The sequence below is a fragment of the Rubrilithobacter danxiaensis genome, from assembly GCF_047272945.1.
Lineage (GTDB): Bacteria > Bacteroidota > Bacteroidia > Sphingobacteriales > Sphingobacteriaceae > Rubrolithibacter > Rubrolithibacter danxiaensis.
In genome coordinates, this window is sequence record NZ_JBKOPS010000001.1 from 366,739 (window position 1) to 392,593 (window position 25,855).

General features: G+C 39.1%; 29 protein-coding genes. 20 read left to right on the forward strand and 9 right to left on the reverse strand.

The window, feature by feature from the left end; translation table 11 throughout:
- Positions 1-5: 5 nt before the first annotated feature.
- Entirely contained in the window at positions 6-920 is a 915-nt protein-coding gene (locus tag ACLCDL_RS01535) for a Gfo/Idh/MocA family protein (RefSeq protein ID WP_423146234.1), read from the reverse strand.
- A gap of 61 nt (positions 921-981) precedes the next feature.
- Positions 982-2,508 (reverse strand): L,D-transpeptidase scaffold domain-containing protein, encoded by a 1,527-nt coding sequence (locus tag ACLCDL_RS01540; RefSeq protein WP_423146235.1) that lies wholly within the window; start codon positions 2,506-2,508, stop codon positions 982-984.
- A 217-nt stretch (positions 2,509-2,725) separates the two neighbouring features.
- Here ACLCDL_RS01540 and hisG point away from each other — a divergent pair, with 217 nt between their 5' ends.
- The 9 genes from hisG (at position 2,726) to ACLCDL_RS01585 (ending at position 10,927) form a co-directional block, all read left to right on the forward strand.
- Complete coding sequence (gene hisG, locus ACLCDL_RS01545; protein ID WP_423146236.1) at positions 2,726-3,577, forward strand: ATP phosphoribosyltransferase; 852 nt, start codon at positions 2,726-2,728, stop codon at positions 3,575-3,577.
- A 4-nt stretch (positions 3,578-3,581) separates the two neighbouring features.
- Positions 3,582-4,874, forward strand: coding sequence for a histidinol dehydrogenase (gene hisD, locus ACLCDL_RS01550; protein WP_423146237.1), 1,293 nt, complete (start codon positions 3,582-3,584; stop codon positions 4,872-4,874).
- 12 nt (positions 4,875-4,886) lie between these two features.
- Entirely contained in the window at positions 4,887-5,957 is a 1,071-nt protein-coding gene (hisC, locus tag ACLCDL_RS01555; RefSeq protein ID WP_423146238.1) for a histidinol-phosphate transaminase, read from the forward strand.
- Positions 5,957-7,102 (forward strand): bifunctional histidinol-phosphatase/imidazoleglycerol-phosphate dehydratase HisB, encoded by a 1,146-nt coding sequence (gene hisB, locus ACLCDL_RS01560; RefSeq protein WP_423146239.1) that lies wholly within the window; start codon positions 5,957-5,959, stop codon positions 7,100-7,102. Before hisC ends, hisB begins: the two co-directional genes overlap by 1 nt.
- 24 nt (positions 7,103-7,126) lie before the next feature.
- A complete protein-coding gene (hisH, locus tag ACLCDL_RS01565; protein WP_423146240.1) occupies positions 7,127-7,735 on the forward strand; it encodes an imidazole glycerol phosphate synthase subunit HisH in 609 nt (202 codons plus the stop codon).
- A gap of 1 nt (position 7,736) precedes the next feature.
- On the forward strand, positions 7,737-8,486 hold the full coding sequence (locus ACLCDL_RS01570; RefSeq protein WP_423146241.1) for a 1-(5-phosphoribosyl)-5-[(5-phosphoribosylamino)methylideneamino]imidazole-4-carboxamide isomerase: 750 nt from the start codon (positions 7,737-7,739) through the stop codon (positions 8,484-8,486).
- Positions 8,487-8,626: 140 nt separating this feature from the next.
- The gene (hisF, locus tag ACLCDL_RS01575; RefSeq protein ID WP_423146242.1) at positions 8,627-9,382 is read left to right on the forward strand and encodes an imidazole glycerol phosphate synthase subunit HisF; all 756 of its coding nucleotides are present in this window, start codon (positions 8,627-8,629) and stop codon (positions 9,380-9,382) included.
- Positions 9,383-9,428: 46 nt separating this feature from the next.
- A complete protein-coding gene (gene hisIE, locus ACLCDL_RS01580) occupies positions 9,429-10,016 on the forward strand; it encodes a bifunctional phosphoribosyl-AMP cyclohydrolase/phosphoribosyl-ATP diphosphatase HisIE (RefSeq protein ID WP_423146243.1) in 588 nt (195 codons plus the stop codon).
- On the forward strand, positions 10,016-10,927 hold the full coding sequence (locus ACLCDL_RS01585; RefSeq protein WP_423146244.1) for a WD40 repeat domain-containing protein: 912 nt from the start codon (positions 10,016-10,018) through the stop codon (positions 10,925-10,927). The genes hisIE and ACLCDL_RS01585 overlap by 1 nt, the downstream gene beginning before the upstream one ends.
- A gap of 9 nt (positions 10,928-10,936) precedes the next feature.
- Here the strand turns inward: ACLCDL_RS01585 and ACLCDL_RS01590 are convergent, their stop codons facing one another.
- The 3 genes from ACLCDL_RS01590 to ACLCDL_RS01600 all read right to left on the reverse strand — a co-directional run bounded on the left by ACLCDL_RS01590 (position 10,937) and on the right by ACLCDL_RS01600 (position 12,391).
- Positions 10,937-11,329: a type II toxin-antitoxin system VapC family toxin gene (locus ACLCDL_RS01590; RefSeq protein ID WP_423146245.1), complete on the reverse strand. Its 393-nt coding sequence runs from the start codon at positions 11,327-11,329 to the stop codon at positions 10,937-10,939.
- A complete protein-coding gene (locus tag ACLCDL_RS01595) occupies positions 11,316-11,534 on the reverse strand; it encodes a hypothetical protein (protein ID WP_423146246.1) in 219 nt (72 codons plus the stop codon). Before ACLCDL_RS01595 ends, ACLCDL_RS01590 begins: the two co-directional genes overlap by 14 nt.
- A gap of 68 nt (positions 11,535-11,602) precedes the next feature.
- Positions 11,603-12,391, reverse strand: coding sequence for a C40 family peptidase (locus ACLCDL_RS01600; protein ID WP_423146248.1), 789 nt, complete (start codon positions 12,389-12,391; stop codon positions 11,603-11,605).
- Positions 12,392-12,464: 73 nt separating this feature from the next.
- Here ACLCDL_RS01600 and ACLCDL_RS01605 point away from each other — a divergent pair, with 73 nt between their 5' ends.
- Positions 12,465-12,950, forward strand: coding sequence for a universal stress protein (locus tag ACLCDL_RS01605; RefSeq protein WP_423146250.1), 486 nt, complete (start codon positions 12,465-12,467; stop codon positions 12,948-12,950).
- A 53-nt stretch (positions 12,951-13,003) separates the two neighbouring features.
- Here the strand turns inward: ACLCDL_RS01605 and ACLCDL_RS01610 are convergent, their stop codons facing one another.
- Positions 13,004-13,357, reverse strand: a complete 354-nt coding sequence (locus ACLCDL_RS01610) for a 4Fe-4S binding protein (protein WP_423146251.1) — start codon at positions 13,355-13,357, stop codon at positions 13,004-13,006.
- 98 nt (positions 13,358-13,455) lie between these two features.
- Here ACLCDL_RS01610 and ACLCDL_RS01615 point away from each other — a divergent pair, with 98 nt between their 5' ends.
- The 6 genes from ACLCDL_RS01615 to ACLCDL_RS01640 all read left to right on the forward strand — a co-directional run bounded on the left by ACLCDL_RS01615 (position 13,456) and on the right by ACLCDL_RS01640 (position 17,908).
- The gene (locus ACLCDL_RS01615) at positions 13,456-14,478 is read left to right on the forward strand and encodes an aldehyde dehydrogenase family protein (RefSeq protein WP_423146252.1); all 1,023 of its coding nucleotides are present in this window, start codon (positions 13,456-13,458) and stop codon (positions 14,476-14,478) included.
- 45 nt (positions 14,479-14,523) lie between these two features.
- A complete protein-coding gene (locus tag ACLCDL_RS01620; protein WP_423146254.1) occupies positions 14,524-14,733 on the forward strand; it encodes a fructose-6-phosphate aldolase in 210 nt (69 codons plus the stop codon).
- Positions 14,730-15,413, forward strand: coding sequence for a cell division ATP-binding protein FtsE (locus tag ACLCDL_RS01625; RefSeq protein WP_423146255.1), 684 nt, complete (start codon positions 14,730-14,732; stop codon positions 15,411-15,413). The genes ACLCDL_RS01620 and ACLCDL_RS01625 overlap by 4 nt, the downstream gene beginning before the upstream one ends.
- Positions 15,414-15,515: 102 nt before the next feature.
- Positions 15,516-16,100 carry a nucleotide exchange factor GrpE gene (locus tag ACLCDL_RS01630; protein ID WP_423146256.1) on the forward strand — a complete coding sequence of 195 codons (585 nt, stop codon included), beginning with the start codon at positions 15,516-15,518 and terminating at the stop codon, positions 16,098-16,100.
- Between the two features lie 71 nt (positions 16,101-16,171).
- Positions 16,172-17,323 carry a molecular chaperone DnaJ gene (gene dnaJ / locus ACLCDL_RS01635; RefSeq protein ID WP_423146257.1) on the forward strand — a complete coding sequence of 384 codons (1,152 nt, stop codon included), beginning with the start codon at positions 16,172-16,174 and terminating at the stop codon, positions 17,321-17,323.
- A 105-nt stretch (positions 17,324-17,428) separates the two neighbouring features.
- Complete coding sequence (locus ACLCDL_RS01640) at positions 17,429-17,908, forward strand: GNAT family N-acetyltransferase (protein WP_423146258.1); 480 nt, start codon at positions 17,429-17,431, stop codon at positions 17,906-17,908.
- A gap of 84 nt (positions 17,909-17,992) precedes the next feature.
- Here the strand turns inward: ACLCDL_RS01640 and ACLCDL_RS01645 are convergent, their stop codons facing one another.
- The 3 genes from ACLCDL_RS01645 to ACLCDL_RS01655 form a co-directional block, all read right to left on the reverse strand.
- Positions 17,993-18,574 (reverse strand): riboflavin synthase, encoded by a 582-nt coding sequence (locus tag ACLCDL_RS01645; RefSeq protein WP_423146259.1) that lies wholly within the window; start codon positions 18,572-18,574, stop codon positions 17,993-17,995.
- A 63-nt stretch (positions 18,575-18,637) separates the two neighbouring features.
- The gene (gene accC, locus ACLCDL_RS01650; RefSeq protein WP_423146261.1) at positions 18,638-20,125 is read right to left on the reverse strand and encodes an acetyl-CoA carboxylase biotin carboxylase subunit; all 1,488 of its coding nucleotides are present in this window, start codon (positions 20,123-20,125) and stop codon (positions 18,638-18,640) included.
- 16 nt (positions 20,126-20,141) lie between these two features.
- The gene (locus ACLCDL_RS01655; protein ID WP_423146262.1) at positions 20,142-21,164 is read right to left on the reverse strand and encodes a threonine aldolase family protein; all 1,023 of its coding nucleotides are present in this window, start codon (positions 21,162-21,164) and stop codon (positions 20,142-20,144) included.
- Positions 21,165-21,336: 172 nt separating this feature from the next.
- Between ACLCDL_RS01655 and ACLCDL_RS01660 the strand changes: the two genes are divergently transcribed.
- The 4 genes from ACLCDL_RS01660 to ACLCDL_RS01675 all read left to right on the forward strand — a co-directional run bounded on the left by ACLCDL_RS01660 (position 21,337) and on the right by ACLCDL_RS01675 (position 25,767).
- Positions 21,337-22,194: an N-acetylglucosamine kinase gene (locus ACLCDL_RS01660; protein ID WP_423146263.1), complete on the forward strand. Its 858-nt coding sequence runs from the start codon at positions 21,337-21,339 to the stop codon at positions 22,192-22,194.
- A gap of 190 nt (positions 22,195-22,384) precedes the next feature.
- Positions 22,385-23,485 (forward strand): AI-2E family transporter, encoded by a 1,101-nt coding sequence (locus ACLCDL_RS01665; RefSeq protein ID WP_423146264.1) that lies wholly within the window; start codon positions 22,385-22,387, stop codon positions 23,483-23,485.
- Positions 23,486-23,554: 69 nt separating this feature from the next.
- The gene (locus tag ACLCDL_RS01670; protein ID WP_423146265.1) at positions 23,555-24,460 is read left to right on the forward strand and encodes an ABC transporter ATP-binding protein; all 906 of its coding nucleotides are present in this window, start codon (positions 23,555-23,557) and stop codon (positions 24,458-24,460) included.
- A gap of 2 nt (positions 24,461-24,462) precedes the next feature.
- On the forward strand, positions 24,463-25,767 hold the full coding sequence (locus tag ACLCDL_RS01675) for an ABC transporter permease (RefSeq protein ID WP_423146266.1): 1,305 nt from the start codon (positions 24,463-24,465) through the stop codon (positions 25,765-25,767).
- The last annotated feature ends 88 nt before the right edge of the window (positions 25,768-25,855 follow it).

The following is a 25,855-nucleotide window of genomic DNA, read 5'->3' on the forward strand; positions in this document are numbered from 1 at the left end:
TCTGTTTATTCCAGCTCCTCTACTCGTTTTACAATGTATTCGCAAATTTCATGAGTTAATAAGGCATCCCTTTTTGAAATCATAGGTTGCGAGTTTGTAGTTAAAGCGGCAATAAAATCATCGAGCATACCTTCAAAACCTCTTTTATAAAGTGTGGGTTCCCAATCACTCGTCCCTGTTTTAATTACCTGGCGTTCTTTTTCAATGTAAAGATCAGCTACATTATATACAGTACGCTTTTCAGAAGCATTCATAACTTCAATCTTTTCTTCGGTTGTACCGGTATCCCGATCCATAATACCTATAGCCACCGGGCCTTTTTTTGAAACAAACTGAACTACCAGATGGTGGAGCATGTTGCCTCTTTTTTTGCCGTGAACAAGTACCTGATCTATTGTGTACGGAAACAAAAACCGCAGCGTATCCACTACGTGTATAAAATCCTCAACCACAAATCTTCTTATAGAATCGGGCAGCGATTTACGATTTTTCTGCATTATGATAACGGACGGCTCTTCCATTTCTTTCAATTGCCGGTATACAGGAGCAAACCTCCGGTTAAATCCCACCACCAGCAAAAGTCCTTTTCCTTCTGCTAGATCAACCAGCTCTTTTGAAAGCCGGTATTCCATGGTGATAGGTTTGTCCACATAAACATGAATTCCGTTTAACAGCAATTCATTTACTATTTCAAAATGTGCATCGGTTGCTGCATGCACGAAAGCCGCTTTTATCCCTGCATTTATTAAAGACTCAAGCGTGGTATGCCGGTTTACAATCCTGAACTTCTCTCCGGCCTCGTTTAGCTTGCTTTCGTTTCTTGAACATAAGTGAAATTCGATATTTGGCTTGTTTGCCAATACCGGAAGATACGCTTTTAACGCAATATCTCCCAATCCTATAATACCTGCCTTTAACATATTCAACTAAGTAAAGTACAAATAAAGGATTTATTTAAAATATCGCACAAACAGGTTCAACTCAGGATAAAGCCTTTCCCAGCGTACGGGAGAGGATCTGATCGAGGTGATACACATCCGGCCGGATCTGAATTTTACCCTCAGAATCTACCCAACAAGTCATATAATCCAGATAAACAGGAACTTTATTTTTAATTGAAAATGATCTTGAGTCTTCGCTATTTCCTTTAAATTCAGTTTGAATAGTATTAAACATACTGCCTGTAGGAGCTATAGCCTCCGCCAAGGCCAGCGGATTTTCTACCCGCACACATCCGTGGCTGATGGCCCTGTTATTTAAATTAAATGCTGATTTTACCGGCGTATCATGCAGGTAAACACTGCTGGAATTCTTGAAAAGAAATTTCATCTTTCCCAATGCATTCTCATCGCCGGGGCTTTGCTTAAACTCAAGCTGCAAATTATCCCTCGTTACTGCATCCCAGTCAATATTGTCGGCATCCATCTGTTCGCCCTTATAAAAAACCTGTATGCCGTTATTGCTTAAATAATAAGGGTCTTCCATTGCTTTTTGTGCAATCTCTGTCTGTACAATGCTTTTCGGAATGTTCCAAACCGGATTTACTACAATGGTATGTATAGCACTGCTGAGAATGGGTGTTTCATGATTATGAGGGCGGTCGTTAATATCCCCGCTGTCATTATACTGACGTAATTTTTCATAGTAATTAATCTCTTTTGATTCACCAACACATACTTTCATAGAAAGCTTAGGCTTTCCTGAATCAAAAAATGTGAGCCGAAAATCGGGAATGTTAACCCAGACATAACGATTATCTTGGTCTCTCCCTGTTTTCCATCTTAATCGTTCCAGATTTAATTTAATTGTTTTTGCAGTTTCTTCTTTACTTAATCCGGGATATTGGAACCCGGAAACAAGGGCTTGCTGCAACTTTTTATAAGACGGATCTTTAGGTTGAATGCTATCGAGAAAGGTTTTCAAATCTTTTTCCCGAAAAACCTTCAGCATTGCCAAACTATCTGGTCGTGCTGTTTTTATATAATACCTGGCAAAAATTCTTCGAGGATTAACGATGCCGTACTGAAGCGCATTTGAATAATCAATGAGCGAAGTAGCGGTTAGCACCTCGAGCCTGGCAATGCTTTTATACGCTTCATCGGCAGATTTAATTCCATGTTTGTCATAAATTTTATCTGCCAGGGTTTTAAGCTCCGTATAATGAAAAAATTCCGGATCAAGACCATGGTCAGTAGCTTTTTGAAAGTAGTTCAATATTTCTTTCAATTGGCCGTCTTTGATGTAATTGACCACAAAAAAGGGCTCGTATTCATGTTTCTTATAAAAACTATTAATAAGGTTAGGATTTCGCACATCTTCTTCCGACTCTGAAAGGACTTGTTTGAAAACTTTATAATACGCAGCAGAATCAACCTTTTTAAATACACGGTTTTTAGATTCTTTAAATAAAATTGCTCCGATATCTGATCGTGATTTTTTGCATGACTGGAAAATTGTTGTACTAAATAATAGAAAAATAAAGAGGTATTTTATGTTTTCTTTCGTCATAATTTTTGTTTAAGCTGTTAAATTTTGAGTTTTAAAGCGGTAATTATATCTTTGTGCTCCCGACTATTGATCAGGAACCAAATAGTATGCCATTAGTTGTTATAACACATTTCTTGCATTTCCATCATCGCCCCCAGCGGCGATAAAAGATTTGTAAGTTTCTGCGTGAAACATGGTTTATACTTAATATTGTGGTCTGATTAATAAAACTTAAACATTGAAAACACTCAAAATAGCTATCCAGAAATCGGGTAGATTAAACGAAAAATCAGTAGAGCTTCTTAAAAACTGCGGTTTAAGCTTCGAAAACTATAAAAGTTCCCTTATTTCCCAGGTATCAAATTTCCCCTTGGAGATTCTTTTTCTGAGAGATGACGATATTCCTGAATACGTTCAGGATGGAATAGCTGATATCGGAATAGTAGGCGAAAACGTTATCAGCGAAACCGAGGTATCTGTAAGTTTCTTACAGCGTTTAGGCTTTGGAAAATGTTCCCTTAAACTGGCAATACCCAGTAATTCTACCATACAATCCATTGCTGATCTGGAAGGAAAATCAATCGCTACGTCCTATCCGGTTATACTAAAGAAATTCTTAAAGGAAAATAATGTAAAGGCAGATATCCGTACCATTTCCGGTTCGGTAGAAATTGCCCCGGGATTGGGGTTAAGCGAAGCAATCTGCGACCTGGTTTCAACTGGCGGCACCCTAAAAAGCAATGGTTTAAAACCTTTTGCAGATGTATTGCATTCAGAAGCTGTTTTAATTGGCCGCAAGGGCGAAGAAGAAAATCCACTGATCGTCGAATTGATTCAACGTGTACAGTCTGTTTTACGTGCTAAAGAAACCAAATACGTAGTCTTAAATGTTGAGCGTAAAAACCTGGAAAGTATTCAATCGCTTTTGCCGGGTATAAAAAGTCCTACAGTTGTTCCATTAGCCGAAGAAGGCTGGGTTGCTGTGCATACCGTTATTCCGGAAAGGGATTTCTGGGGACGGATCAGCGAACTTAAATCGGCCGGAGCGCAAGGAATTGTAGTAATGCCTATTGAAAAAATTATTCTCTGAACAGATGTTAACAAGCTATAAATATTCTGAGTTAAACGATCAGCAAATTACAAAATTGGTTGAGCGGAATGTGGATGAAGACAATAGCATTCGAAACAAAGTTGAAGAAATTATACAGGAAGTAAGGGAAAACGGAGATAACGCATTAAAGATTTTCGCAGAAAAATTTGACCGGGTTAAACTGGACAGTTTATCATTAAATAAGGTTCAGATTGCTGAACTGGCGGCAAATGTTGAAAAAGAACAACAGCAGGCATTACAAACAGCTTTTAACAATATCCGAAAATTTCATCTTTCTCAATTAGTAAAAGAAGAAAAAATAGAAACAATGCCCGGAGTAAACTGCTGGCGTGAGCATCGTGCTATTGAAAAAGTGGGTTTATACATTCCGGGCGGAACAGCGGTTTTGCCAAGCACCTTTTTAATGCTCGGCATTCCTGCACGCATTGCCGGCTGCAAGGAAATTGTAGTGTGTTCTCCTCCCCAGTCGGACGGCAGCATAAATCATTATATTGCTTACTGCGCCGTGCTTCTTGAAATTGATCATATATTTCTTGCAGGAGGATCTCAAGCAGTTGCCGCTATGGCTTACGGAACAGAAAGTATTCCGAAAGTTGATAAGATATTTGGCCCTGGCAACCAGTTTGTGACGAAAGCAAAAACGCTTATCCAATCAAGCACTCAAACAGCTATTGATATGCCTGCAGGACCATCGGAAGTACTGGTTATTGCAGATGAAAATGCAAATCCGGGTTTTGTAGCCGCCGATTTGTTGGCCCAGGCTGAACACGGCAAAGATTCGCAGGCAGTTCTGGTAACAACATCCGGAACACTGCTTGAACAGGTAATCATTAACCTGAACGGGCAGCTGAATCTTTTACCCAGAAAAGAGATTGCAACAAAGGCAATAGAAAACTCATATGCAGTATTAGTTTCAGATTTAAATGAGGCTATAAAATTCAGCAATAAATACGCTCCTGAACATTTAATTCTTCAAACGGCAAGCTGGGAAGACCTTATTCCCAGGATCAGCAATGCCGGCTCTGTGTTTCTGGGTGATCTTACGCCCGAAAGTGCCGGAGATTATGCTTCAGGAACCAATCATACACTGCCCACCAGCGCTTATGCCCGTTCTTATTCGGGAGTTTCTGTTGACTCATTTGTAAAGAAGATCACTTTTCAGCACATTTCAGAACAGGGAATAAAAAATATAGGGCCTGTTGTAGAAACGTTAGCAAGCCTGGAAGGATTACAGGCGCACAAAAATGCAGTAAGTATCCGGTTGAAAACAGTATAAAAGAATTCAATCATGAGTTTTGATTTAAAAAAAATAACAAGAGAAAATATACAGAACCTGGTACCTTATTCATCGGCAAGAGATGAATTTCAGGGAGAGGCTTCCATCTATTTAGATGCGAACGAAAATTCTTTTGGCTCGCCTTTAGCCACTAATTTTAATCGTTACCCCGATCCTCTTCAGCTGGAGGTAAAAGAAAAGATCAGCAAAATAAAGGGAGTTCCTCCTGTAAATATTTTTTTGGGTAACGGAAGCGATGAAGCTATAGATATCCTTTTCCGTGCCTTCTGCCGGCCGGGTATTGACAATGTTATTCTGCTTCCCCCTACATACGGCATGTACCAGGTTTGCGCCAACATCAACGATGTTGAAATACGAAAAGTTTCCCTGACTGGGGATTACCAGCTCAATCTTGACGGCATTGCGGAAGCAATTGATGAAAACACGAAACTGATTTTTATTTGCTCCCCTAACAATCCTACCGGAAATTCAATAGACAGGGAAGCTATTGAAACGATTCTGGCGAATTTTAACGGCATCGTTGTAATTGATGAAGCTTATATAAATTTTTCGCGGCAGCGGTCATTTATTCAGGAGCTGACTGAATACAGCAATTTAGTGATACTTCAAACTTTATCAAAAGCCTGGGGATTGGCTGGTTTACGGGTCGGAATGGCCTTTGCAAGTCAGGAGATTATCGAAGTATTCAATAAGGTAAAACCTCCCTATAATATAAATGAAGCCTCGCAACGACTTGCTTCAGAAGCATTGAACAATGTTGAGCAGGTAAATAACTGGATTAAGGAAACTATTAAGGAACGCGATAACCTGGTTTTGGGACTGAAAAAATTCGGTTTTGTGGAAAACATTTATCCTTCTGACGCAAATTTCATTCTTGTAAAAACTACCGAACCTGTAAAAATCTATAATTTCCTTGTTGAGAAAGACATCATTGTTCGTGATAGGTCGAAAGTAGAATTGTGCGAAGGTTGTTTACGGATTACAGTGGGTATTCCATCTGAAAACGAACGTCTTTTGTCTGCCTTAAAAGAGTACAAACCGGTTAATAATTTAATAGCTTAATGAGTACTTTAAAAAAAGTTTTATTTATAGATCGGGATGGCACACTTGTGTTAGAGCCGGAAGACTACCAGATCGATTCGTTCAGCGAACTTGAATTTTACCCGCATGTATTTGAATACATGGGTAAAATAGCCCGCGAAATGGATTTTGAACTTGTTATGGTTACCAATCAGGATGGGCTCGGAACTCCCTCTCATCCGGAAGAAAATTTCTGGACCATCCACAACTTCATTATCAAGGCATTAAAAAACGAGGGAATAACTTTCAGCGAGGTAATTATTGATAAAACCTTTCCTCACGAAAATGCGCCTACCCGCAAACCCGGCACCGCCCTTCTCACCAGGTATTTCAATGCAGAGGAATACGATCTGGCTAATTCCTATGTAATCGGCGATCGTATTACAGATGTTGTTTTAGCCAAGAATTTGAATTGTAAAGCAATCTGGTTAAAAAAGGATGAATTACTCGGATCGGATGAGATTAAAGAGCAGAAGTCTGAGTTAAAGGAATTTATCTCTTTAGATACTACAAACTGGAAAGAGGTTTACGAATTTCTTAAAATTGGAAAACGCGAAATTGAACACCGCCGGACAACGAAAGAAACTGATATTTATATAAAGATAAATCTTGACGGAAAAGGTGAAGCAAACGTTTCTACAGGTTTATCATTTTTTGATCATATGCTCGATCAGATTGCCAGGCATGGCAGCATCGATCTGACAATTACCGCGAAAGGTGATTTGCATATCGACGAACATCACACCATAGAAGATACCGGAATTGCTTTAGGCGAAGCATTTTTAGAAGCCTTAGGAGATAAACGTGGAATTGAACGATATGGCTTTTGCCTCCCTATGGATGATTGCCTGGCCCAAGTCGCAATTGATTTTGGTGGCAGGAACTGGATTGTATGGGATGCAAAGTTTAACCGCGAAAAGATAGGAGAAATGCCAACAGAAATGTTTTTCCACTTCTTCAAGTCTTTCAGTGATGCTTCGAGATCGAACCTGAACATAAAAGCAGAAGGACAAAACGAGCATCATAAAATAGAAGCTATTTTCAAAGCGTTTGCCAAATCTATTAAAATGGCGGTAAAAAGAAATGCCGAAAACATGGCTTTGCCAAGCACAAAAGGTGTTTTGTAAATAGAATAAACCAAACTCACTCTGATGGAAAAAAAAGATGTAGGGATAGTATATTACGGAGCAGGCAACCTTTTTTCGTTAACTGCAGCTTTAGACAGGCAACAGGTTTCTTACGGGATGATTACTTCTGCAGATGAGTTTGATTTGTACGACCGCTATATTATCCCCGGCGTTGGACATGCGGGTGCAGCTATGCAAAAACTGGAAGAAACAGGTTTTGTTCCTTTGATAAAAGAATTAAAAAAACCGGTTCTGGGCATTTGTGTAGGAATGCAGTTATTAACTGATTTCTCTGAAGAAGGCAGCTCTTCCCTCACTTCTATTATTCCTTTAAATACCGTTCAATTTAATGCTGAAATTTTAAAACTAAAAGTTCCGCATATGGGTTGGAATAAGGTAACGGTAGAATTTGAAAATGAGCTGTTTAAAGGAATTGAAAATAATTCATACTTTTATTTTGTACATTCATACTTTATAGAATTTAATTCTAAATTTACTCTTGCATCGGCAGATTACGGAATTAAATTCTCAGCATCAGTAAAAAAGGATAATTTTTTTGGAGTACAATTTCATCCTGAAAAATCAGGAGAAGCAGGCGAAAAAATATTAAAGAACTTTACATACCTAAACTAATATGTATATTATTCCGGCAATTGACATTCTGGACAAAAAAGTTGTCCGTCTTCGTGAAGGAGATTATGAACAGGTTACCTTTTACGATGTTACCCTCGAAGAAATGATTGAGAAATATCAGTCAAACGGAACTGAATTTGTTCATATCATTGATTTAAACGGTGCCCGTGGTGATTTTAGCAATCAACAGTACCTGTTTGATATCATCCGCAAAACTGAAATGAAAGTACAGTACGGAGGCGGTGTAAGAAGCATTGAAAAAGTTAAGGAATTAATTGATTCCGGAATTCACCGGATAATTGTAGGAACCCAGGCCATTACAAATCCAAAATTTTTACCGGATCTGAGTAAAGAGATTTGTGGTAAAGAAAAATGTTCAGACCAGGTAGTTGTAGCTATTGATGTGCTGGATGAAGTTATAAAGTATTCAGGCTGGATGGAAAGCTCTCCTATCAAATTGATGGATTACGTGGATCGTTGCTTATCCTTAGGCTTTTTCCGCTTTCTGTGTACTGACATAAATAAAGACGGAAAATTGGGCGGTGCTGGTGTTGAATTATACCAGAAACTGCTTGATCACTCGCCTTTTATTAAACTGATTGCTTCCGGTGGTATCAGCTCTATGGAAGATATATATACCTTACAGCAAATTAAGGTGGAAGCATGTGTTGTAGGCAAGGCAATTTATGAGGGCCATATCACTATAGAAGAAATCCAGGACTGGAATCTGAAATCGCTGATTTCATTTTAAGGATTCAATCTGTTTTCACTTTATATGTGATGTTTATCATCACGAAGCAAAGAGTTTTTAGTTTATTAAGAAAAACGAATTTTCATTTTCAGCAGAAAGAAGTCCGATAAATCTTTTTGCAGCTTATATTTTTACTGTTAATGGTCTCAAAAAGAATTATTCCCTGCCTTGATGTTAAAGACGGGCGAACAGTAAAAGGAGTAAACTTTGTTGACCTCCGCGATGCGGGCGATCCTGTAGAATTAGCCTGGCAGTATTCCCGTCAGGGCGCCGATGAACTTGTCTTTCTTGACATTACAGCTACCCACGAACGCCGCAAAACCATGGTAGAATTAGTAAAAGCGGTTGCACGGCAAATTAATATTCCTTTTACTATTGGGGGAGGAATTAATGAAATTGCCGATGCGGATATCCTGTTAAACTCCGGCGCAGATAAGATATCTGTTAACTCGGCCGCCGTACGGAATCCGGCCCTGATAAGTGAGCTGGCAAATGCATTCGGAAAACAGTTTGTAGTAGTTGCAGTAGATACCAAAATAGTAGAAGGTAAAAACCTGGTGCATTTAAACGGCGGCAGAATCGCTACCGAATTAGAAACGGAAAGCTGGATAAAACAAACCGAGGAATTAGGTGCTGGCGAAATACTGCTTACTTCCATGAATCATGATGGCACAAAAAATGGCTTTGACTGCGATCTTTTAAAAAAGATCAACGATACCATATCCATTCCCCTGATTGCATCAGGCGGAGCAGGAACTACAGGGCATTTTATAGAAGTGTTCGAAAAAAGCAATGTTGATGCCGCCCTTGCCGCTTCTGTTTTTCATTACGGGGAGATAATGATACCTTCGCTGAAAAATGAATTAAGAAATAACAATATCCGGGTAAGGCTTTAGCTGCACTGAATGCAGAAGCTTCTTCCTGGAGCAATTAAAATATTAAATGAACATTGATTTTGATAAATCAAACGGGCTGGTACCTGTAGTTATCCAGGATGAACAAACCCTGGAAGTACTGATGCTCGGATATATGAATGAGGAAGCTTACCGGAAAACGCTGAATGAAAAGAAGGTTACCTTTTTTTCCCGCTCGAAAAATCGTTTATGGACCAAGGGCGAAGAAAGCGGAAACTTTCTGCACGTTGTAAACATTGCTGAAGACTGCGACAACGATACCCTACTTATAAAAGTTAATCCCCAGGGCCCAACATGCCATACAGGGTCCAGAAGCTGTTTTTCTACAGATTATAACCAGAATTTTATTTTCCGCTTAGAGCAGATTATAAAAGACCGATATGAAAATCCAAGGGAAGATTCCTACATCAATAAACTCAGAGGAAAAGGTTTAAACAAGATTGCACAGAAAGTTGGAGAAGAAGGCGTTGAAACCGTAATAGCTGCGTTAAACGAAACAGAGAAAGACTTAATAAACGAGGCGTCCGACCTTGTGTTCCACCTGCTGGTACTGTTAAAAGAGAAAAATATAAGCTTAAAAACCATAAGTGATAATCTTTCGCAAAGGCATAAATAATGAAAGTTGAGCGAATAGCGGCTTTACCCGGCCATCAGAATCCTGTTTATACCGTTGAAAGTTCGCAAAAACCCGGTATTTTCTTTTCGGCAGGGAATGATAAAGGAGTAGTTGAATGGAGCATAAAAACATTGTCGCATATAAAAGTGCTTGTTCCCGCTCCAACTTCTGTTTATGCTCTTCATGCCGTTAGCAATTTCCCGCTTCTAGTAATCGGGGAAAGAAGCGGAAACGTACGGGTATTCGATTTTGCACAGCAAAAAGTTGTTGCTACCCTCTCCCATCACCGCCTGCCCATATTTGATATTACTTCTGTAAAAAGAAAAAACGAATTGATTATTTCTTCCGAAGATGGCTCTGTTTCTATCTGGGACCTCAACGATTTCAAGCTTTTATATTCATTTAAAGTTTCAGCAGATACAGTCAGGTCAATAACCGTAAATCCGGATGAAACACTGGCAGCTTTTGGCTGCAAAGACAACCTGATCCGTATTTATAACCTGGAAGATTATTCTTTTTTCAAAGAACTTGAGGGACATACCATGCCGGTTACTTCCGTTCAGTTCTCACCCGATGGAAGATTCCTGCTTAGCGGCGGCAGAGACGCCAGGCTCAATATCTGGAGCACACTCGATTTTTCTCTGAAAGAAACCATTATCGCCCATCTCTTTGCCATTTACGACATCCGGTTTCATCCATCTAAACCCTATTTCGCAACAGCCAGCAGGGATAAAAGCATTAAAATATGGAGTTCTGAAACTTTCACTCTTCAAAAGGTTTTAAGCCGCGAAAAAGGGATTGAAATGCATAGTTTATCCGTCAATAAGATCTGCTGGGATAGCAGTACGGGATATTTAATCTCCGCCGGAGATGATAAAATTGTTATGATCTGGAACTTTGAATTTGAGTAAAGAATTTATTTACTCCACGAATTCCAAATCATCAACACGTTCAAAATGTTTTATATTTAATGTAGCAAAAGGTAGCTTGTTTGCAATTGCTGTAGCTGCAATAAAAAGATCTGCAATTCCTATTTGTTTTCGTTTCTTTTTTAAACTATTATTAATATCAACAGCAAGTTTTACTACGGCCTGATCAAAAGGTAAAACTTCTATCTTATTAAGTAAATCTTCCCAATAACTTTTTTGAGGTTCTGTAGCACCTGCGTAAATCTCATATTCAGTTATTGCCGAGATAGAAAAAGTATAGCCTTGTCTAACCAATGCTACCAATCTTGAATTTCTTTTATCGGTTTTACGAAAAAGATCAATTAGAATAGAAGTGTCAACAAGTATTACTTTATCGCCATTCATCAATTTCTTTTCTTGCCTGCTCAATCAGTTCAAACTGCTCATCGTTCAAGGTTGGGGCAGATAATAAAAAACTTTCAAGTTCCGTCGGTGCATCTTTCCTAATTTCCTTATCAACCTCTTCTTTAAGCTTTAACCATTGGGTTGGTGACAGTTTTTTAGCAATACTAACTAATTCGTCAAACCCAATATCTATTTGTACTTGCATAATCAAATTTAATGTTTTAAAAGCAAATGTTCAGTTTATACTTATCCATCTATTAACACTACTAAAACTCACACATACCGCTTAATTACCCTCAGTTTATGTGTTTGCCGCTGCAATTCTTCACTATAAATTCCATTTGGGTTTAATGAATCAATTTTTACCCTGCCGGAAGCGTGAATGATCTGAGTGGAACTTATAACTATTCCTACATGGGTTATACGTCCCTGATCATTATCAAAAAATGCAAGATCACCGGCCTGAACATTCTCTAAGGAACTTATCAGTTCTCCCTGTTCAGCCTGCTGCCAGGCATCTCTTTTAAGCCTGACTCCAAAAAGTTTAAATACTATTTGGGTAAAGCCGGAGCAATCTATACCAAAAACAGAGCGTCCTCCCCATAAATACGGCGCATTTAGAAAAAACTTTGAACAACTTATTACCTTGTCTTTAAAAGCACTTTCAGGAAGCTTAATTGAAGTACCTTCAACCTGGTATTCTTCTTCATTTAACGTAAACTTACCCTGGTCGGATACAGGAATTGAACATCCCGCAACTAAATACAAGTAGCTATCTTTGCTTATATTCTTGACAGCATGATAAACTTCAAGACTTAACACATTTTCTGCTTTGCTGAACTTTTGATATTCCTCATACTCTGCTTCGACATATTGCTTTACATCAATCCATCCCGTATAATCCTCGTAAGCAGTTTTTATTTCAACCCACTTATCTGTTTTCTGAATAATTTCAAAGCAATCACCAAATAATAACTGCGTTGTTATTTCACTTTTATCAGAAGGCTCGGCCCTTACCGGAACGATGGACAAATTACAAATACCGTAGGTGCTGCTCGTCATAAAAATTAAACAAAGAAAAAAAATTTAACTTTATAAAGGAAAACTTACTTTTCAAACCAAGTGTTTTATAATTATGAACCCTTTAAATCAATTACACAAAATTTTAATCGCCGTTGAAGACAGCGATTATTCTACGATAGCTACAAGTTATGGATTTGATCTTGCAAAAAGTCTGGGTGCCGAAGTTGCCCTGTTGCATGTGAACGATATTCCAACAGGTACTCCCTACGTTGGAGATCCGATATTAAATGAAGCTCCGGCCATGATCCCTGAAATAATAGCGGCACAGGAAGAAACAGGTAAAAAATTATTAAACAAAATAGCGGATACGTACGGCTCGAACTTAACTATTTACACATTTAACAAAATAGGAAACCCGATTGATGAAATACTGATAACTGCTGAAGAATGGAATGCGGACATGATTATCCTTGGCACTCATGGCAGAACCGGAATAGATCACTTTATTTCAGGAAGCGTAGCAGAAAAAGTTATCAGAAAGGCCGATTGCCCTGTTCTTATTATCCCGAATAAAACAAAAAAGGGAAAAGGTGAATAATAAAAAAAGCGACCTAAAAATCGCTTCTTCTATTAGTATTCTGAGTGTGCTCTTTATGCCTCTGCATGCAGCCATGCTTTCTTGGCAAGCAACTCTTCTTCTGTTTCGCGAACATCTTCATCATCCACACAGCAATCAACAGGGCAAACTGCTGCACATTGAGGTTCATCGTGGAAACCTTTACATTCTGTACACTTATCAGAAACTATATAATAAAATTCGTCTGAAATAGGAGTCTGAGACTCTTCTGCATCTAAAGTTGTTCCGTCTCCAAAATCAATTATACCGCGTAAAGCCGTCCCATCTGAGAAACGCCATGCTGCCCCTGCATCGTAAATGGCATTATTAGGGCATTCAGGCTCACAAGCTCCGCAATTAATACATTCATCTGTTATTTTAATCGCCATGACTGTCTGAATTCTTAATCTAAAACCTAATATTTGCAAATAATTGCTTATCTGCAAAAAACTGAGCAAATATAACATTATTTGAAGATTATAGTTTGATGATTTCTATTTTGACATTGGAGAAACGAAAAAATGCGTTCAGAGAACTGGGCCAGTATCTGGCAGACCCGGATGAGCAATTAAACCAATTAATTAATTCAGCCCATCACCATAATCCATGGTTTACACCTCAGGAAACACACAGAGCGGTGAAGGCCCTCGCACAGATGCTGAATAAAGAAGATATAGATCACTGGTTAGGGTACGTTCAACCCATTACTGAAATAAAAAAGATCGGTCTTGTGCTTGCAGGCAATATTCCACTTGTTGGCTTACACGATATTTTATGTGTTCTTGCAACGGGCAACCATGCACTGATAAAGTTATCTTCCCAGGATAAAAAACTCATCCCGCATCTTTTAAATATGTTAACTGAATTTGAGCCTGCCTTTGCTTCACACTTCTCTTACACAGAAAAGTTAGAAGCATTTGACGCTGTTATTGCTACGGGCAGCAACAATACAGCCAGGTATTTTGAATATTATTTTGGAAAAGTACCGCATATCATACGGAAAAACAGGAACAGTGTAGCAGTTCTTTCAGGAAAAGAAAGCCCTGAACAGTTAGCGGCTTTAGGGGATGATATTTTTAGTTATTTCGGCCTGGGATGCAGAAACGTTTCAAAACTTTTTGTACCGGTACAATACTCGTTCACCCCCTTATTTCAAGCGATAGAGCGCTTTAATACTGTTGGTAATCATTATAAGTACATAAACAATTACGATTATAATAAATCTATTTTTCTGGTTAACGGAAACAAGCATTTGGATAACGGCTTTTTACTGATCAAACAGGATGAAAAAACAGCTTCTCCTCTTGCAACTGTTTACTATGAAGAATATGAAACTCTGGAGGAGCTTAACACTAAGTTAAATGCGTTGTCGAACGAACTTCAATGCGTGGTGAGTATGCTCCCTTTACAGGTAAAAGAGTGTCTGGTAGATTTTGGACAAAGCCAGCACCCTAAACTCTGGGATTATGCCGATGGAATAAATACGATAAAATTCCTTCAGGACTTGTAAAATTCTCCGGTTCCATTTGCAGGGAAAATTTTACCTTTGATCAAAATGTATATTATTAAAGTAAAGGGAGTAGCAAAAATTCCGGATTATGTACAATTACGGGATGAAAAGTTTACTCTTCTGGCTTATTTCAGGGTCGACAGACCTGAAAAATCACTGGAAAAAATTGGATTAGGGGATAAGACGGACTACATAATGAACCTTGTTAAGAATCTTCCTTTCGGGCAGATCGTTAAATTAGATATTGAGAAATGATCGGTAATTCAGTAATAAAACTCCAAAACGTTGATGTTTACCAGCAGAAACACCTGGTATTATCGAATGTAAATTTACATATAGATAAAGGAGAGTTTGTTTTCCTTATCGGGCAGACAGGATCGGGAAAGAGCAGTTTGTTAAAGATTATTTACGGAGATCTCCACATTGCTGCCGGAGAAGGCCACGTAGCAAGTTTTGATCTAAAAAAATTAGCCGAAAAGGATGTACCTTTTTTGCGCAGAAAGCTCGGAATAGTGTTTCAGGACTTCCAGTTGTTAACCGACAGGACAGTAGAACAAAACCTGCAGTTTGTTATGCGTGCTACCGGATGGAAAGAAAAAAATTTGATTTCAGAACGCATACGCGATGTACTGGAAAAAGTAGGCCTGCGTTCAAAAATAAAGAAAATGCCGCATGAACTTTCCGGCGGCGAACAGCAGCGGGTAGTTATTGCAAGAGCATTGTTAAACGATCCGGAAATTATACTTGCAGATGAGCCTACGGGGAACCTAGATCCTGAAACATCAGAAGAAATTGTTTTACTGCTTAAAGCTATAAGCAGTTCTGGCACTGCGGTTTTAATGGCTACACACGATTATCACATGATCCGCACTTTTCCTTCCCGGATTATTAAATGCGAAAACGGGCTGGTTCATGAAGATGTAAAAATTGTATAATCAGTTATTTACAGCAGGTCAAAATGTTAGAACAGTAAAAAATATCACTGACAGCATGACCGTTTTTTTGTATTGGCAAAAATTTTGTCAAAAGAGATTATTATGAATATTTCAGACATGTTGAAGAAAAAGATTCAGAACCAGGAAGAAGAATTACAAAATGCTGAAAATCCTCAATCGGGACAGGAGCAGGAAATAATGAACGAGCAGAACAATACAGCTGATGATGCCCAAAATGCTGAAGTAGAAAAACTTCGTGCCGAAGTGGTTGAACTAAACAACAAATACGTGAGACTGTACGCCGAATTTGATAATTTCAAGCGCCGTACAAGTAAAGAACGCGTGGAATTGCTTCAAACAGCCGGAAAAGATGTTCTCGTAAGCCTTTTACCTGTTATAGATGACTTTGAACGGGCCTTGAAGGCAATGGAAGTGGCTACCGAGGTAGCGCCCGTAAAAGCAGGCGTTGAATTAGTTCATAATAAGTTGAAAAATATTCTGTCCCAGCAGGGATTGAAAGAAATGGAATCAAAGGGAGCGCCTTTCGATCCGGATTTGCAGGAAGCTATTTCTAACATACCTGCCCCTTCTGAAGATTTAAAAGGAAAAGTAATCGACGAAGTCGAAAAAGGTTACTATCTTAATGATAAAGTTATACGATTTGCAAAAGTTGTTGTAGGAGCATAAACAGTGAGTGAATTGAATGAAAGGATTAGAATTAGATGCTCTTCCATTCAATAATCAATCTTAAATAAAAGATGTCAAAAAGAGATTATTACGACATATTAGGCGTTTCCAGGAATGCCGCAGCCGATGAGATTAAAAAAGCTTATCGTAAACTGGCCATTAAGTACCACCCCGACAAAAATCCCGGCGATAAAGAGGCAGAAGAGAAGTTTAAGGAGGCTGCTGAAGCATACGAAATTTTAAGCAGCCAGGAAAAACGCCAGCGTTATGACCAGTTTGGACACGCGGGGACAAGCGGAGCCGGCGGATATGGCGGCGGAATGAACATGGAAGATATCTTCAGTCAGTTTGGAGATATCTTTGGAGGCGGAAGCCCGTTTGAAAGTTTTTTTGGTGGCGGGCAGCAGGGACGCGGTGGAAGCCGTCGGGCTGCAAGAGGAACCAATCTCAGAATTAAAGTAAAATTAACCCTTGAGGAAATTGCCAAAGGAGCAGAGAAAAAGATCAGGGTTAACAAACAGGTAGTTTGCCAAACATGTGATGGAACCGGGGCAAAAGACCGTTCTTCATTCAGCACCTGTAATACATGCGGTGGCTCGGGAAGTATTCGCCGGGTTACTAACACCATCTTGGGGCAAATGCAAACTACCAGCACCTGCCCTACCTGTAACGGAGAAGGAACACAAATTACCTCGAAATGCACTGCCTGCCACGGCGATGGTGTTGTAAGAGGAGAAGAAACAATTTCCATTAACATACCAGCCGGTGTAAGCGAAGGAATGCAGTTATCCATGGGAGGAAAAGGAAATGCAGCTCCAAGAGGAGGCTCTCCGGGCGATCTGATTATTCTGATTGAAGAAATCCCTCATGAATTTTTAAGTCGTGAAGGTAATAATGTGGTGTACGACCTGCATATCAGCTTTATTGATGCAGCCCTGGGCTCAAGTGTGGAAGTGCCTACCATCGATGGAAAAGCAAAAATAAAAATAGAACCGGGAACACAGGGAGGTAAAATTTTGCGATTAAAAGGCAAAGGAGTACCCGAAGTAAACTCGTACCATCGTGGAGACCAGCTAGTGTATGTGAATATCTGGACGCCAAAAGCCCTGTCAAGAGAAGAGCGGGATCTTCTTGAAAAACTCCAGGCATCTCCTAATTTCAAACCGCAGCCGGGAAAAAATGAAAAAAGTTTCTTTGATCGGATGAAAGAATATTTTGAGTAATAAATAAATTTATCAGAAATATGAACGCCTGCTTCAAGTTTGAAGCAGGCGTTTTATTTTATTTTAAATCTATACCTGTTGTCACGTTACTAAAAATCTAATTAAATGAATCTTACCTACCCTAAGCTAAGGCCCGCTAAACCTGAAGACCTGGCTGAAATACAGCAACTTTATATTGATACCATTTCCACAATTTGTAAAAAAGATTATAATGAAAATCAAATTCAGGCCTGGATTTCAGGTATTGAAAATAAGCAACGCTGGATTGATGCGCTTATAAAACAACATTTTGTAGTAGCAGAATTAAATGATGAGATTATTGGTTATGCATCATTAGCTGATGGCTGCCATATTGATCTTTTTTATGTGCATAAAAACTACCAAAGACAAGGTATTGCAAATCAATTGCTCCAGGAATTAGAAAAAGAAGCAATCAAATTACAGATTAACATTTTAACTTCCAATGTAAGTAAGACAGCTAAACCTTTTTTTGAAAAGAACGGATTTAAGGTAGTATTAGAACAGGTAAACAACATAAAGGGCGTTGAAATTATGAATTACAGAATGATAAAAGAACTGGCATAAGCATGTATTCTTAAGATAGAGTAATCAGAAGATCAGAGAAGCATTTATGTGAACGGCATTGCTGAAAAAATAAAACGCGGATTTTCACTTCATTAATCTTGCCACGTACTTGCCAATAATATCAAATTCCAGATTTACACTATCTCCCGCTTTGACATGCTGTAAATTAGTATGCTCAAAAGTGTAAGGAATGATAGCAACAGAAAACCGGTCTTCCCGCGAATTGACTACTGTTAAACTAATCCCATTCACGCAGATAGAGCCTTTTTCTACAGTCACATTTCCTGAAGAAGAATCGTATTTGAACGTATAAAACCAGCTTCCGTTTTCTTCCTGCACCGAAACGCAAGTTGCAACCTGATCTACATGCCCCTGAACAATATGCCCATCCAGGCGGCCATTCATCTGCATACAGCGTTCCAGATTTACAAAATCACCTGCTTTCAAAGCATTGAGGTTGGTTTTTTGAAGGGTTTCATGTATTGCTGTTACAGTATGTTCCCCGTCTTTTAAATCAACTACTGTTAAACAAACTCCGTTATGAGCAACGCTCTGATCAATTTTCAACTCGTTTGAAATAGCGCTTCTGATACTGATATGCAGGTTATCCAGCTCTTTTTTCACCGAACTTACAACACCCAAAGTTTCAATTATTCCTGTGAACATGAAGGCAAATTTACAACTTCAGATTTACTTGCGAGCGGTGCATGGATTAGTAGTAGCATGCTATCAGATATTTTTCCTGTTACGCTGCCAGTTAGAAACAGGAGCTTCGTTTGGTTCTGTTACAATGGCATTTTGCTGCGAGTTTTTTAGAAGCTTTGCTGCAAGTAAGGCTGCGATCAAAGCTTCCTCCTCATCGTCAATTTTAAGTGATCCGGGTTTGTAGTATTTATTTACAAAATGAGTATCAAAGTTCCCTGAACTAAATGCGTGATGCTGCATCACAAATTTTCCGAAACCCAATGTAGTTTTTATTCCGATTATTTGGTACTCGTCAATTGCACGTACCATCCGGGTAATTGCTTCTTCGCGGTCTTTTCCGTAAGTAACCAGTTTGGCTATCATTGGATCGTAATAAATAGGTATTTCCATTCCCTGTTCAAAACCATCATCAACCCGCACACCGGGGCCTTGCGGTATTTTATAGGTTTCAAGTGTTCCGATATCAGGTAAAAAATCGTTTTCAGGATCTTCTGCATAAACCCGTAATTCAAGAGCATGACCCTGAATCTGCAGGTCTTCCTGTTTAAAGCCTAATACCTCTCCGCGAGCAATTTTTATTTGTTCCTTAACCAGGTCAATCCCCGTTATAAGTTCAGTTACCGGGTGTTCAACCTGCAGACGGGTATTCATCTCTAAAAAATAGAAATCGAGATTCTCATCTACAATAAACTCAACTGTTCCGGCACCGGTATATTTACAGGAACGGGCGATATCAACAGCACATTTACCCATCTTTGCCCGCTTTTCAGCATCTAAAACAGATGAAGGTGCTTCTTCAATGACCTTTTGATGCCGCCGCTGTACGGAACATTCTCTTTCAAATAAGTGCACTATATTGCCGTGTTCATCACCCAGTATCTGTATCTCAACATGGCGGGGAGAAGTGACATAACGTTCAATAAAAACAGAACCATCGCCAAAGGCTGAAGTAGCTTCTGAAACCGCTAACTGCATTTGCTCTTCAAACTGTTCCGCTTGTTCTACAATACGCATCCCCTTTCCGCCGCCACCTGCCGCAGCTTTTATAAGAATTGGAAACCCCACTTCCTGCGCCCGTTTTTTGGCCTCCGTTATATCTGTAATTGCTTCTTCCGTTCCGGGAACCAGTGGAATTTCATATTTTAACGCAGCGGCCTTTGCAGATAATTTGTTTCCCATAATTTCCATTGCTTCAGCAGATGGACCGATTAACTTTATTCCTGCTTCTTTCAGTCGACGGGCAAACTCCGCATTTTCAGATAAGAACCCGTACCCAGGATGAACTGCATCTACGCCGGTAATTTTACATGCCTCTATTATTTTCGGGATAGATAAATAGGATTGTGCAGAAGACGGAGGGCCAATACAAACTGCTTCATCCGCATAGCGTACGTGCAGGGCACCTCGGTCTGCCTCAGAATATACGGCCACGGTTTTTATACTCATCTCACGGGCAGAGCGCATGATCCGTAAGGCAATTTCACCACGGTTAGCAACAAGGATTTTTTTCATGTTAATCGGAAGCCCTTTAATGATCTATTTTATTTAACACGTTAATCGTATAATCAATCATTTCCGAATCAATATCCAGATGGGTTACAAAACGCAATAACTGTTTACCAAACATGGTGCATTTAACTCCATACTGACTTAAACGTTCTACTATGGTACTGTTATGCGCCTTGTGGTCAACCTCACAAATCACAATGTTGGTTTCGACCGGCAGCACACTTAGTATGTAGCTCTGCTCTCCCAATGCTGCAGCTAATATCCGGGCATGTGCATGATCTTCTGACAAACGTTTTATATTATTATTGAGGGCATAAATTCCTGCTGCCGCAAGATAGCCGGCCTGTCTCATTCCTCCGCCCAGCACTTTACGGATTCTTCTGGCTTTTTGTATGGTTTCAGCACTGCTAAGTAATACCGAGCCGACAGGTGCGCCAAGTCCTTTTGATAAGCATATAGAAATGCTTTCAAACATACGGCCATAAGCAGCAGGTTCGTCTTTTGTTTCTTCGAGTGCATTAAAAATGCGGGCACCATCCAGGTGCAGCGATAAATTCTTCAGCCGGCACAAATGATATATTGGTTCGATATCCTCGAGTCTGTAGTAGCTGCCTCCTCCCCGGTTAACTGTATTTTCTAAAGAAACAAGGCTGGATTTTGGATGGTGAATATTATCAGGGTTTATAGCATCTTCAATCAGATCTGCTGTCAATCGTCCCCTGTTACCTTCAAGCAATCGCACCGAAGCCAGCGAATTAAAGGCAATCCCACCTCCCTCATAATTGTAAATGTGAGCAGTCTGATCTGTTATTACTTCCTCCATTGGGTTCGTAAAACATTTAATCGCTATCTGGTTGGTCATTGTACCAGAGGGGCAAAAAAGCCCTGCTTCCATACCAAACATTCTGGCGGCTTTCTGTTCAAGTGCTGCAACTGTTTCATCTTCCCCGAAAACATCATCTCCTACTTTTGCAGAGAACATAGCGTCCAGCATTCCTTTTGAGGGTTTTGTAACGGTATCGCTGCGAAGATCAACTATCATAAGATTAAAATATATTTATTTTAAAGAGGTTTTATAATTTTTACAAGACGCTGTTAACTTCAGCATAAACTTATATATTAGCAAATATTTAGGTACTTAAAAAAATCTTAGTGTATCCTTAACACTAAGAATATTTTTTTTCTACCTTAGCAGAACTAACTTATTAAATTTTATGATCATCATTGCAGACGGAGGGTCTACTAAAACGAACTGGTGCCTTATCAACAACGAAGGCAAAAAAATTTATTTTAATACCGAGGGCTACAATCCATATTTTGTTGACCGCAACTATATAACTAATTCATTAAAAGAAGGTTTACCAAAAGATCTTCCATTAAGCGAGATTAAAGAAGTTAACTATTACGGGGCTGGTGTTCATAACGAAGAGAAAGTTATTTTAATGGAAGATGCTTTTAAAGCGGTATTCACCTCCAGTAAAATCAATATCGGCCACGACCTTTTAGCTGCTGCACGTGCGCTTTTAGGAGTAGATTCAGGATTTGCCGCGATTTTAGGAACGGGCACAAACAGCTGCATTTACGATGGTAAAGATATTACACATCAGATCAATTCTGCTGCCTATATTTTAGGAGATGAGGGCAGCGGCTGTTATATCGGAAAGAAACTGATTACAGATTATTTAAGAGGTTATATGCCTGAAGCGGTACGAGAAAACTTCTGGGAAACATACAAACTTACTGCCGATGAAATTGAAGAACGTGTTTATACGCAACCTTTAGCCAACCGCTTTTTAGCCAGCTTCGCGAAATTTGCTTATGATAATAATATCAATATTGAATACACCAGGAAAGTTGTAAGAACTTCTTTCGAGGATTTCTTTAAAAACCTGGTAACACATTATCCTGATTATCAAAGCTACACCTTTAACTGCATCGGTTCTGTAGGATATAACTTCAGAAACGTTCTGGAAGAACTGGTAATTGAAAACGGCATGAAAGTCGGAAAAATCCTGCGTTCTCCAATTGATGATCTTGTTAAATACCATATTGAATTAGCCCCTTCTATTTAATAAGGAGCAAAAGAACTTCAAAATTAAATAAGGCCCGCATGCGGGCTTTATTTTTTAACAGCCATCCTGCCTTTTCTTTTATTAAACAGAACCTAATTGAATTTCTCGCTGCCTTCTTCCATCGCCTGTTCGTTTTAATCAATTCCAAAAAATTATTGTTATCATTGATTTTACTCCGAAAACTTGTACAATGAAAACTACTGCTTTATATAAAGCAACCCATATTGTTTTACTGCTGGTTTTGGTAACCGCGGCACTATACTTTACCCGCTCAGTTCTTATTCCGCTCACATTTGCAGCAATTCTTGCTATGCTGCTTATGCCTTTAAGTAAGAAGCTGGAAAGTAAAGGTGTTAACTGCGCTTTATCAGCACTTATAAGTATTCTTGTTTTGCTCCTGTCTTTTGCACTTATAGGAGCGGTGTTAAGCTGGCAGCTTTCTGATTTTACAAAAGACCTTTCAGGAATTGAACAAAAAGCTACTGATTTTTTAAAGCAGATACAGGAATACATTAACAGTCGTTTTGGAATAGCACCACAGAAGCAGCAGGAAATATTAAAACAACAATCTGAACAGGGAGGAAGCTCTGCGAAATTAATTGCGAATATTACTTCAACTTTTGTAAACCTTGCAGTTAATATCATTCTTGTGCTTGTTTACATCTTCCTGTTTCTTTATTTCCGGGGCCACCTGAAAAAGTTTCTTTTAAAGGTGAGTCCTGTAACTCAGCGGGAAAACATAAACCGTATTACCAGCGAAGCAAGTAAAGTATCGCAGCAATATCTTACAGGCCTGGCCATGATGATTGGAACTTTATGGATACTTTACAGCATCGGCTTTTCAATTATCGGGGTAAAATATGCTATTTTCTTTGCCGTTTTATGCGGATTGCTGGAAATCATTCCATTTATAGGCAATCTGACCGGAACAACCCTGACAATTGTAATGTCCCTTGTACAAGGTGGAGATGTGAAAATGGCAATAGGAATACTCGTCACCTACGGACTGATCCAGTTTATACAAACCTATATTTTGGAGCCGGTAATAGTAGGAAATGAAGTGAATATTAATCCTGTATTTACTATTGTTGGAATAGTTGCCGGAGAGGCCCTTTGGGGAATTGCCGGAATGGTGCTTGCCATCCCTATGCTGGGCATTGCTAAAATAGTATGCGATCATTTTGAGCCTTTGAAACCTTATGGTTTTTTGCTTGGGCAGGAAAAGCATAAAAAGAAAACACGTTCCTGGCAAAACATTAAAGACTTCTTTTCATCAAAAAGAAAAAGATGAGATAAATACGTTTATGTAACTCCTCCTTAAGAAATTTATCTAATTTCATTTAAAAGAATTTTACAAATAATGTTAAGCATCAGAAATATTGTAAAACAATATGCTACCCAATGTGCGCTGGATGAGGTAAGTTTAGAAATAGAAAGAGGCAGCATTTTTGGATTATTAGGCCCGAACGGAGCAGGAAAAACATCTCTTATCCGTATTATAAATCAAATTACCGCTCCTGATTCTGGGGAGGTCTTTTTCAAGGGCGAAAAGTTAAACCCATCGCATATTGAAAAAATCGGCTATTTACCGGAAGAACGTGGCCTTTACAAGAAAATGGAGATCGGCGAGCAAATGCTGTATCTGGCACGTTTAAAAGGACTTTCTGCAGCGGAAGCCACTAAAAAAATCCGTTATTGGTTTGAGCGGATGGAAATGCAATCGTGGTGGAAGAAAAAAATTGAAGACCTGAGCAAGGGAATGCAGCAAAAAGTACAGTTTGTGGCAACAGTTGTCCACGAACCTGAGTTGATTATACTTGACGAACCATTTACCGGATTTGACCCCGTTAATGCAGAACTGATAAAAGATGAGATACTTGAATTAAACAGGAAAGGTTCTACCATTATTTTTTCTACACATAGGATGGAATCTGTAGAACTGTTATGTGATAATATCGCCCTGATAAACAAAGCCCGTAAAATTTTAGACGGCCGCGTGAAGGATATTAAAAACTCGTACCGGAAGAATATCTTTAAAATAGAATATACCGGAAATTCTGATCTATCTAACGCCGAATCTGTTTTTGACGTAGTAAAAATGAATGCTTCTGCAGACTGTAATGAGATAATACTGCAGCTAAAAGAGGGCAAAACCGCAAACGATGCTTTATTATTTTTTATCCCTCAGGTACAGGTGCAGCAGTTAACAGAAGTTATACCGAGCATCAACGAAATATTTATTCAAAAGGTAAAATCACTAAACTAGCCATGAAAAAAACTTTGCTAATTATCAGGCGTGAATATTTAAGCCGTGTGAGGAAGAAAACATTCCTGCTCATGACTTTCCTGGTACCTGCACTAATAATAGGTATGTACGCCTTAATATTTGCCTTAACAATAAGTGGAAGCGATACCAATACACAAATTAATGTTATAGATGACAGTAATATTTTCACCGGAAAGTTTAAGGACACCAAAACACTTCATTTTATAACGGTTGATGAAAAACTGAATGAGGCTAAAAGCCAGCTAACTAAAGAGGGAGAAGCGTTCCTGCTATATATACCTGAAAAAGCAGACAAAGGAACGCCGGTACAGCTATTTGGAGGCAAAAAAGCCGGTCTTTCGGTTGTGGGTTCTATTGAAGGCCAGATGAAAGATATTTTGAAGGCTAAAATGCTGGTAGATGCAGGTATCGACCCTGTTATGCTTTCTGAAATAAAACCGGTAATTGATATACAATCCAAAGAAATTACCGAAGAAGGAGAAAAAGACAGCAATGCCGGAGTAGCCGTTGGAATCGGAATTGCGGCAGCTATATTGATCTATATGTCTTTGTTTATTTACGGCGCACAGGTAATGCGTGGTGTAATTGAAGAAAAAACAAACCGGATTGTTGAGGTGGTCATATCCTCGGTAAAGCCTTTTCAGTTAATGCTTGGGAAAATAATAGGAATCGGACTTGTTGGATTAACACAATTTCTTTTATGGATCATCCTTTCTGGTACCTTAATGACAGCAGCAAGCCAGCTTTTGATGAAGGACAAGGCAGCATCTTTTCAAACAGAAAGTTTTTCTCCTGCACAGCAGGCTCCTCAAATGAACCAGGGTCCGGCCATGGGGGTAATAAAGGCTGTCCAAACTGTTCAGTTCAGCTATATTCTTCCTTTTTACCTGATTTACTTTCTGGGCGGATACATGCTCTATAGCGCCCTGTTTGCCGCAGTAGGCTCCGCTGTAGATAACGAAACCGAAACACAGCAGTTTATGTTCCCCATGACTTTGCCCTTATTGTTTACCTACATCATGTCGTTCAGTTTCATTATCAACAATCCCGACAGCACACTTTCATTCTGGCTTAGTATTATCCCGTTCACCTCCCCTATTGCCATGATGGTACGCATTCCTTTTGGCGTTCCCGAATGGCAACTCGCTCTTTCTGTAACACTGTTAATTCTCGGTTTTATTTTAACTACCTGGGTTGCTGCCCGGATTTATCGTGTGGGCATTTTAATGTATGGTAAAAAATCAAGCTACAAAGAGCTTATTAAATGGTTTAGTTATAAAGAGTAAAATGGCTTCATAGCGGTGATAGTTCATGATTAATAGTTAATAGCAATCGGATAATATTAGCAAATGGATATACTTAATCCCTAACACC

Excerpts from the sequence above, each read along its gene's own strand:
- ACLCDL_RS01535 (WP_423146234.1), bottom strand. The coding sequence starts at position 920 with ATGTTAAAGGCAGGTATTATAGGATTGGGAGATATTGCGTTAAAAGCG.
- ACLCDL_RS01540 (WP_423146235.1), bottom strand. The coding sequence starts at position 2,508 with ATGACGAAAGAAAACATAAAATACCTCTTTATTTTTCTATTATTTAGT.
- hisD (WP_423146237.1), top strand. The coding sequence starts at position 3,582 with ATGTTAACAAGCTATAAATATTCTGAGTTAAACGATCAGCAAATTACA.
- hisC (WP_423146238.1), top strand. The coding sequence starts at position 4,887 with ATGAGTTTTGATTTAAAAAAAATAACAAGAGAAAATATACAGAACCTG.
- hisB (WP_423146239.1), top strand. The coding sequence starts at position 5,957 with ATGAGTACTTTAAAAAAAGTTTTATTTATAGATCGGGATGGCACACTT.
- hisH (WP_423146240.1), top strand. The coding sequence starts at position 7,127 with ATGGAAAAAAAAGATGTAGGGATAGTATATTACGGAGCAGGCAACCTT.
- ACLCDL_RS01570 (WP_423146241.1), top strand. The coding sequence starts at position 7,737 with ATGTATATTATTCCGGCAATTGACATTCTGGACAAAAAAGTTGTCCGT.
- hisF (WP_423146242.1), top strand. The coding sequence starts at position 8,627 with ATGGTCTCAAAAAGAATTATTCCCTGCCTTGATGTTAAAGACGGGCGA.
- hisIE (WP_423146243.1), top strand. The coding sequence starts at position 9,429 with ATGAACATTGATTTTGATAAATCAAACGGGCTGGTACCTGTAGTTATC.
- ACLCDL_RS01585 (WP_423146244.1), top strand. The coding sequence starts at position 10,016 with ATGAAAGTTGAGCGAATAGCGGCTTTACCCGGCCATCAGAATCCTGTT.
- ACLCDL_RS01590 (WP_423146245.1), bottom strand. The coding sequence starts at position 11,329 with ATGAATGGCGATAAAGTAATACTTGTTGACACTTCTATTCTAATTGAT.
- ACLCDL_RS01595 (WP_423146246.1), bottom strand. The coding sequence starts at position 11,534 with ATGCAAGTACAAATAGATATTGGGTTTGACGAATTAGTTAGTATTGCT.
- ACLCDL_RS01600 (WP_423146248.1), bottom strand. The coding sequence starts at position 12,391 with ATGACGAGCAGCACCTACGGTATTTGTAATTTGTCCATCGTTCCGGTA.
- ACLCDL_RS01605 (WP_423146250.1), top strand. The coding sequence starts at position 12,465 with ATGAACCCTTTAAATCAATTACACAAAATTTTAATCGCCGTTGAAGAC.
- ACLCDL_RS01610 (WP_423146251.1), bottom strand. The coding sequence starts at position 13,357 with ATGGCGATTAAAATAACAGATGAATGTATTAATTGCGGAGCTTGTGAG.
- ACLCDL_RS01615 (WP_423146252.1), top strand. The coding sequence starts at position 13,456 with ATGATTTCTATTTTGACATTGGAGAAACGAAAAAATGCGTTCAGAGAA.
- ACLCDL_RS01620 (WP_423146254.1), top strand. The coding sequence starts at position 14,524 with ATGTATATTATTAAAGTAAAGGGAGTAGCAAAAATTCCGGATTATGTA.
- ACLCDL_RS01625 (WP_423146255.1), top strand. The coding sequence starts at position 14,730 with ATGATCGGTAATTCAGTAATAAAACTCCAAAACGTTGATGTTTACCAG.
- ACLCDL_RS01630 (WP_423146256.1), top strand. The coding sequence starts at position 15,516 with ATGAATATTTCAGACATGTTGAAGAAAAAGATTCAGAACCAGGAAGAA.
- dnaJ (WP_423146257.1), top strand. The coding sequence starts at position 16,172 with ATGTCAAAAAGAGATTATTACGACATATTAGGCGTTTCCAGGAATGCC.
- ACLCDL_RS01640 (WP_423146258.1), top strand. The coding sequence starts at position 17,429 with ATGAATCTTACCTACCCTAAGCTAAGGCCCGCTAAACCTGAAGACCTG.
- ACLCDL_RS01645 (WP_423146259.1), bottom strand. The coding sequence starts at position 18,574 with ATGTTCACAGGAATAATTGAAACTTTGGGTGTTGTAAGTTCGGTGAAA.
- accC (WP_423146261.1), bottom strand. The coding sequence starts at position 20,125 with ATGAAAAAAATCCTTGTTGCTAACCGTGGTGAAATTGCCTTACGGATC.
- ACLCDL_RS01655 (WP_423146262.1), bottom strand. The coding sequence starts at position 21,164 with ATGATAGTTGATCTTCGCAGCGATACCGTTACAAAACCCTCAAAAGGA.
- ACLCDL_RS01660 (WP_423146263.1), top strand. The coding sequence starts at position 21,337 with ATGATCATCATTGCAGACGGAGGGTCTACTAAAACGAACTGGTGCCTT.
- ACLCDL_RS01665 (WP_423146264.1), top strand. The coding sequence starts at position 22,385 with ATGAAAACTACTGCTTTATATAAAGCAACCCATATTGTTTTACTGCTG.
- ACLCDL_RS01670 (WP_423146265.1), top strand. The coding sequence starts at position 23,555 with ATGTTAAGCATCAGAAATATTGTAAAACAATATGCTACCCAATGTGCG.
- ACLCDL_RS01675 (WP_423146266.1), top strand. The coding sequence starts at position 24,463 with ATGAAAAAAACTTTGCTAATTATCAGGCGTGAATATTTAAGCCGTGTG.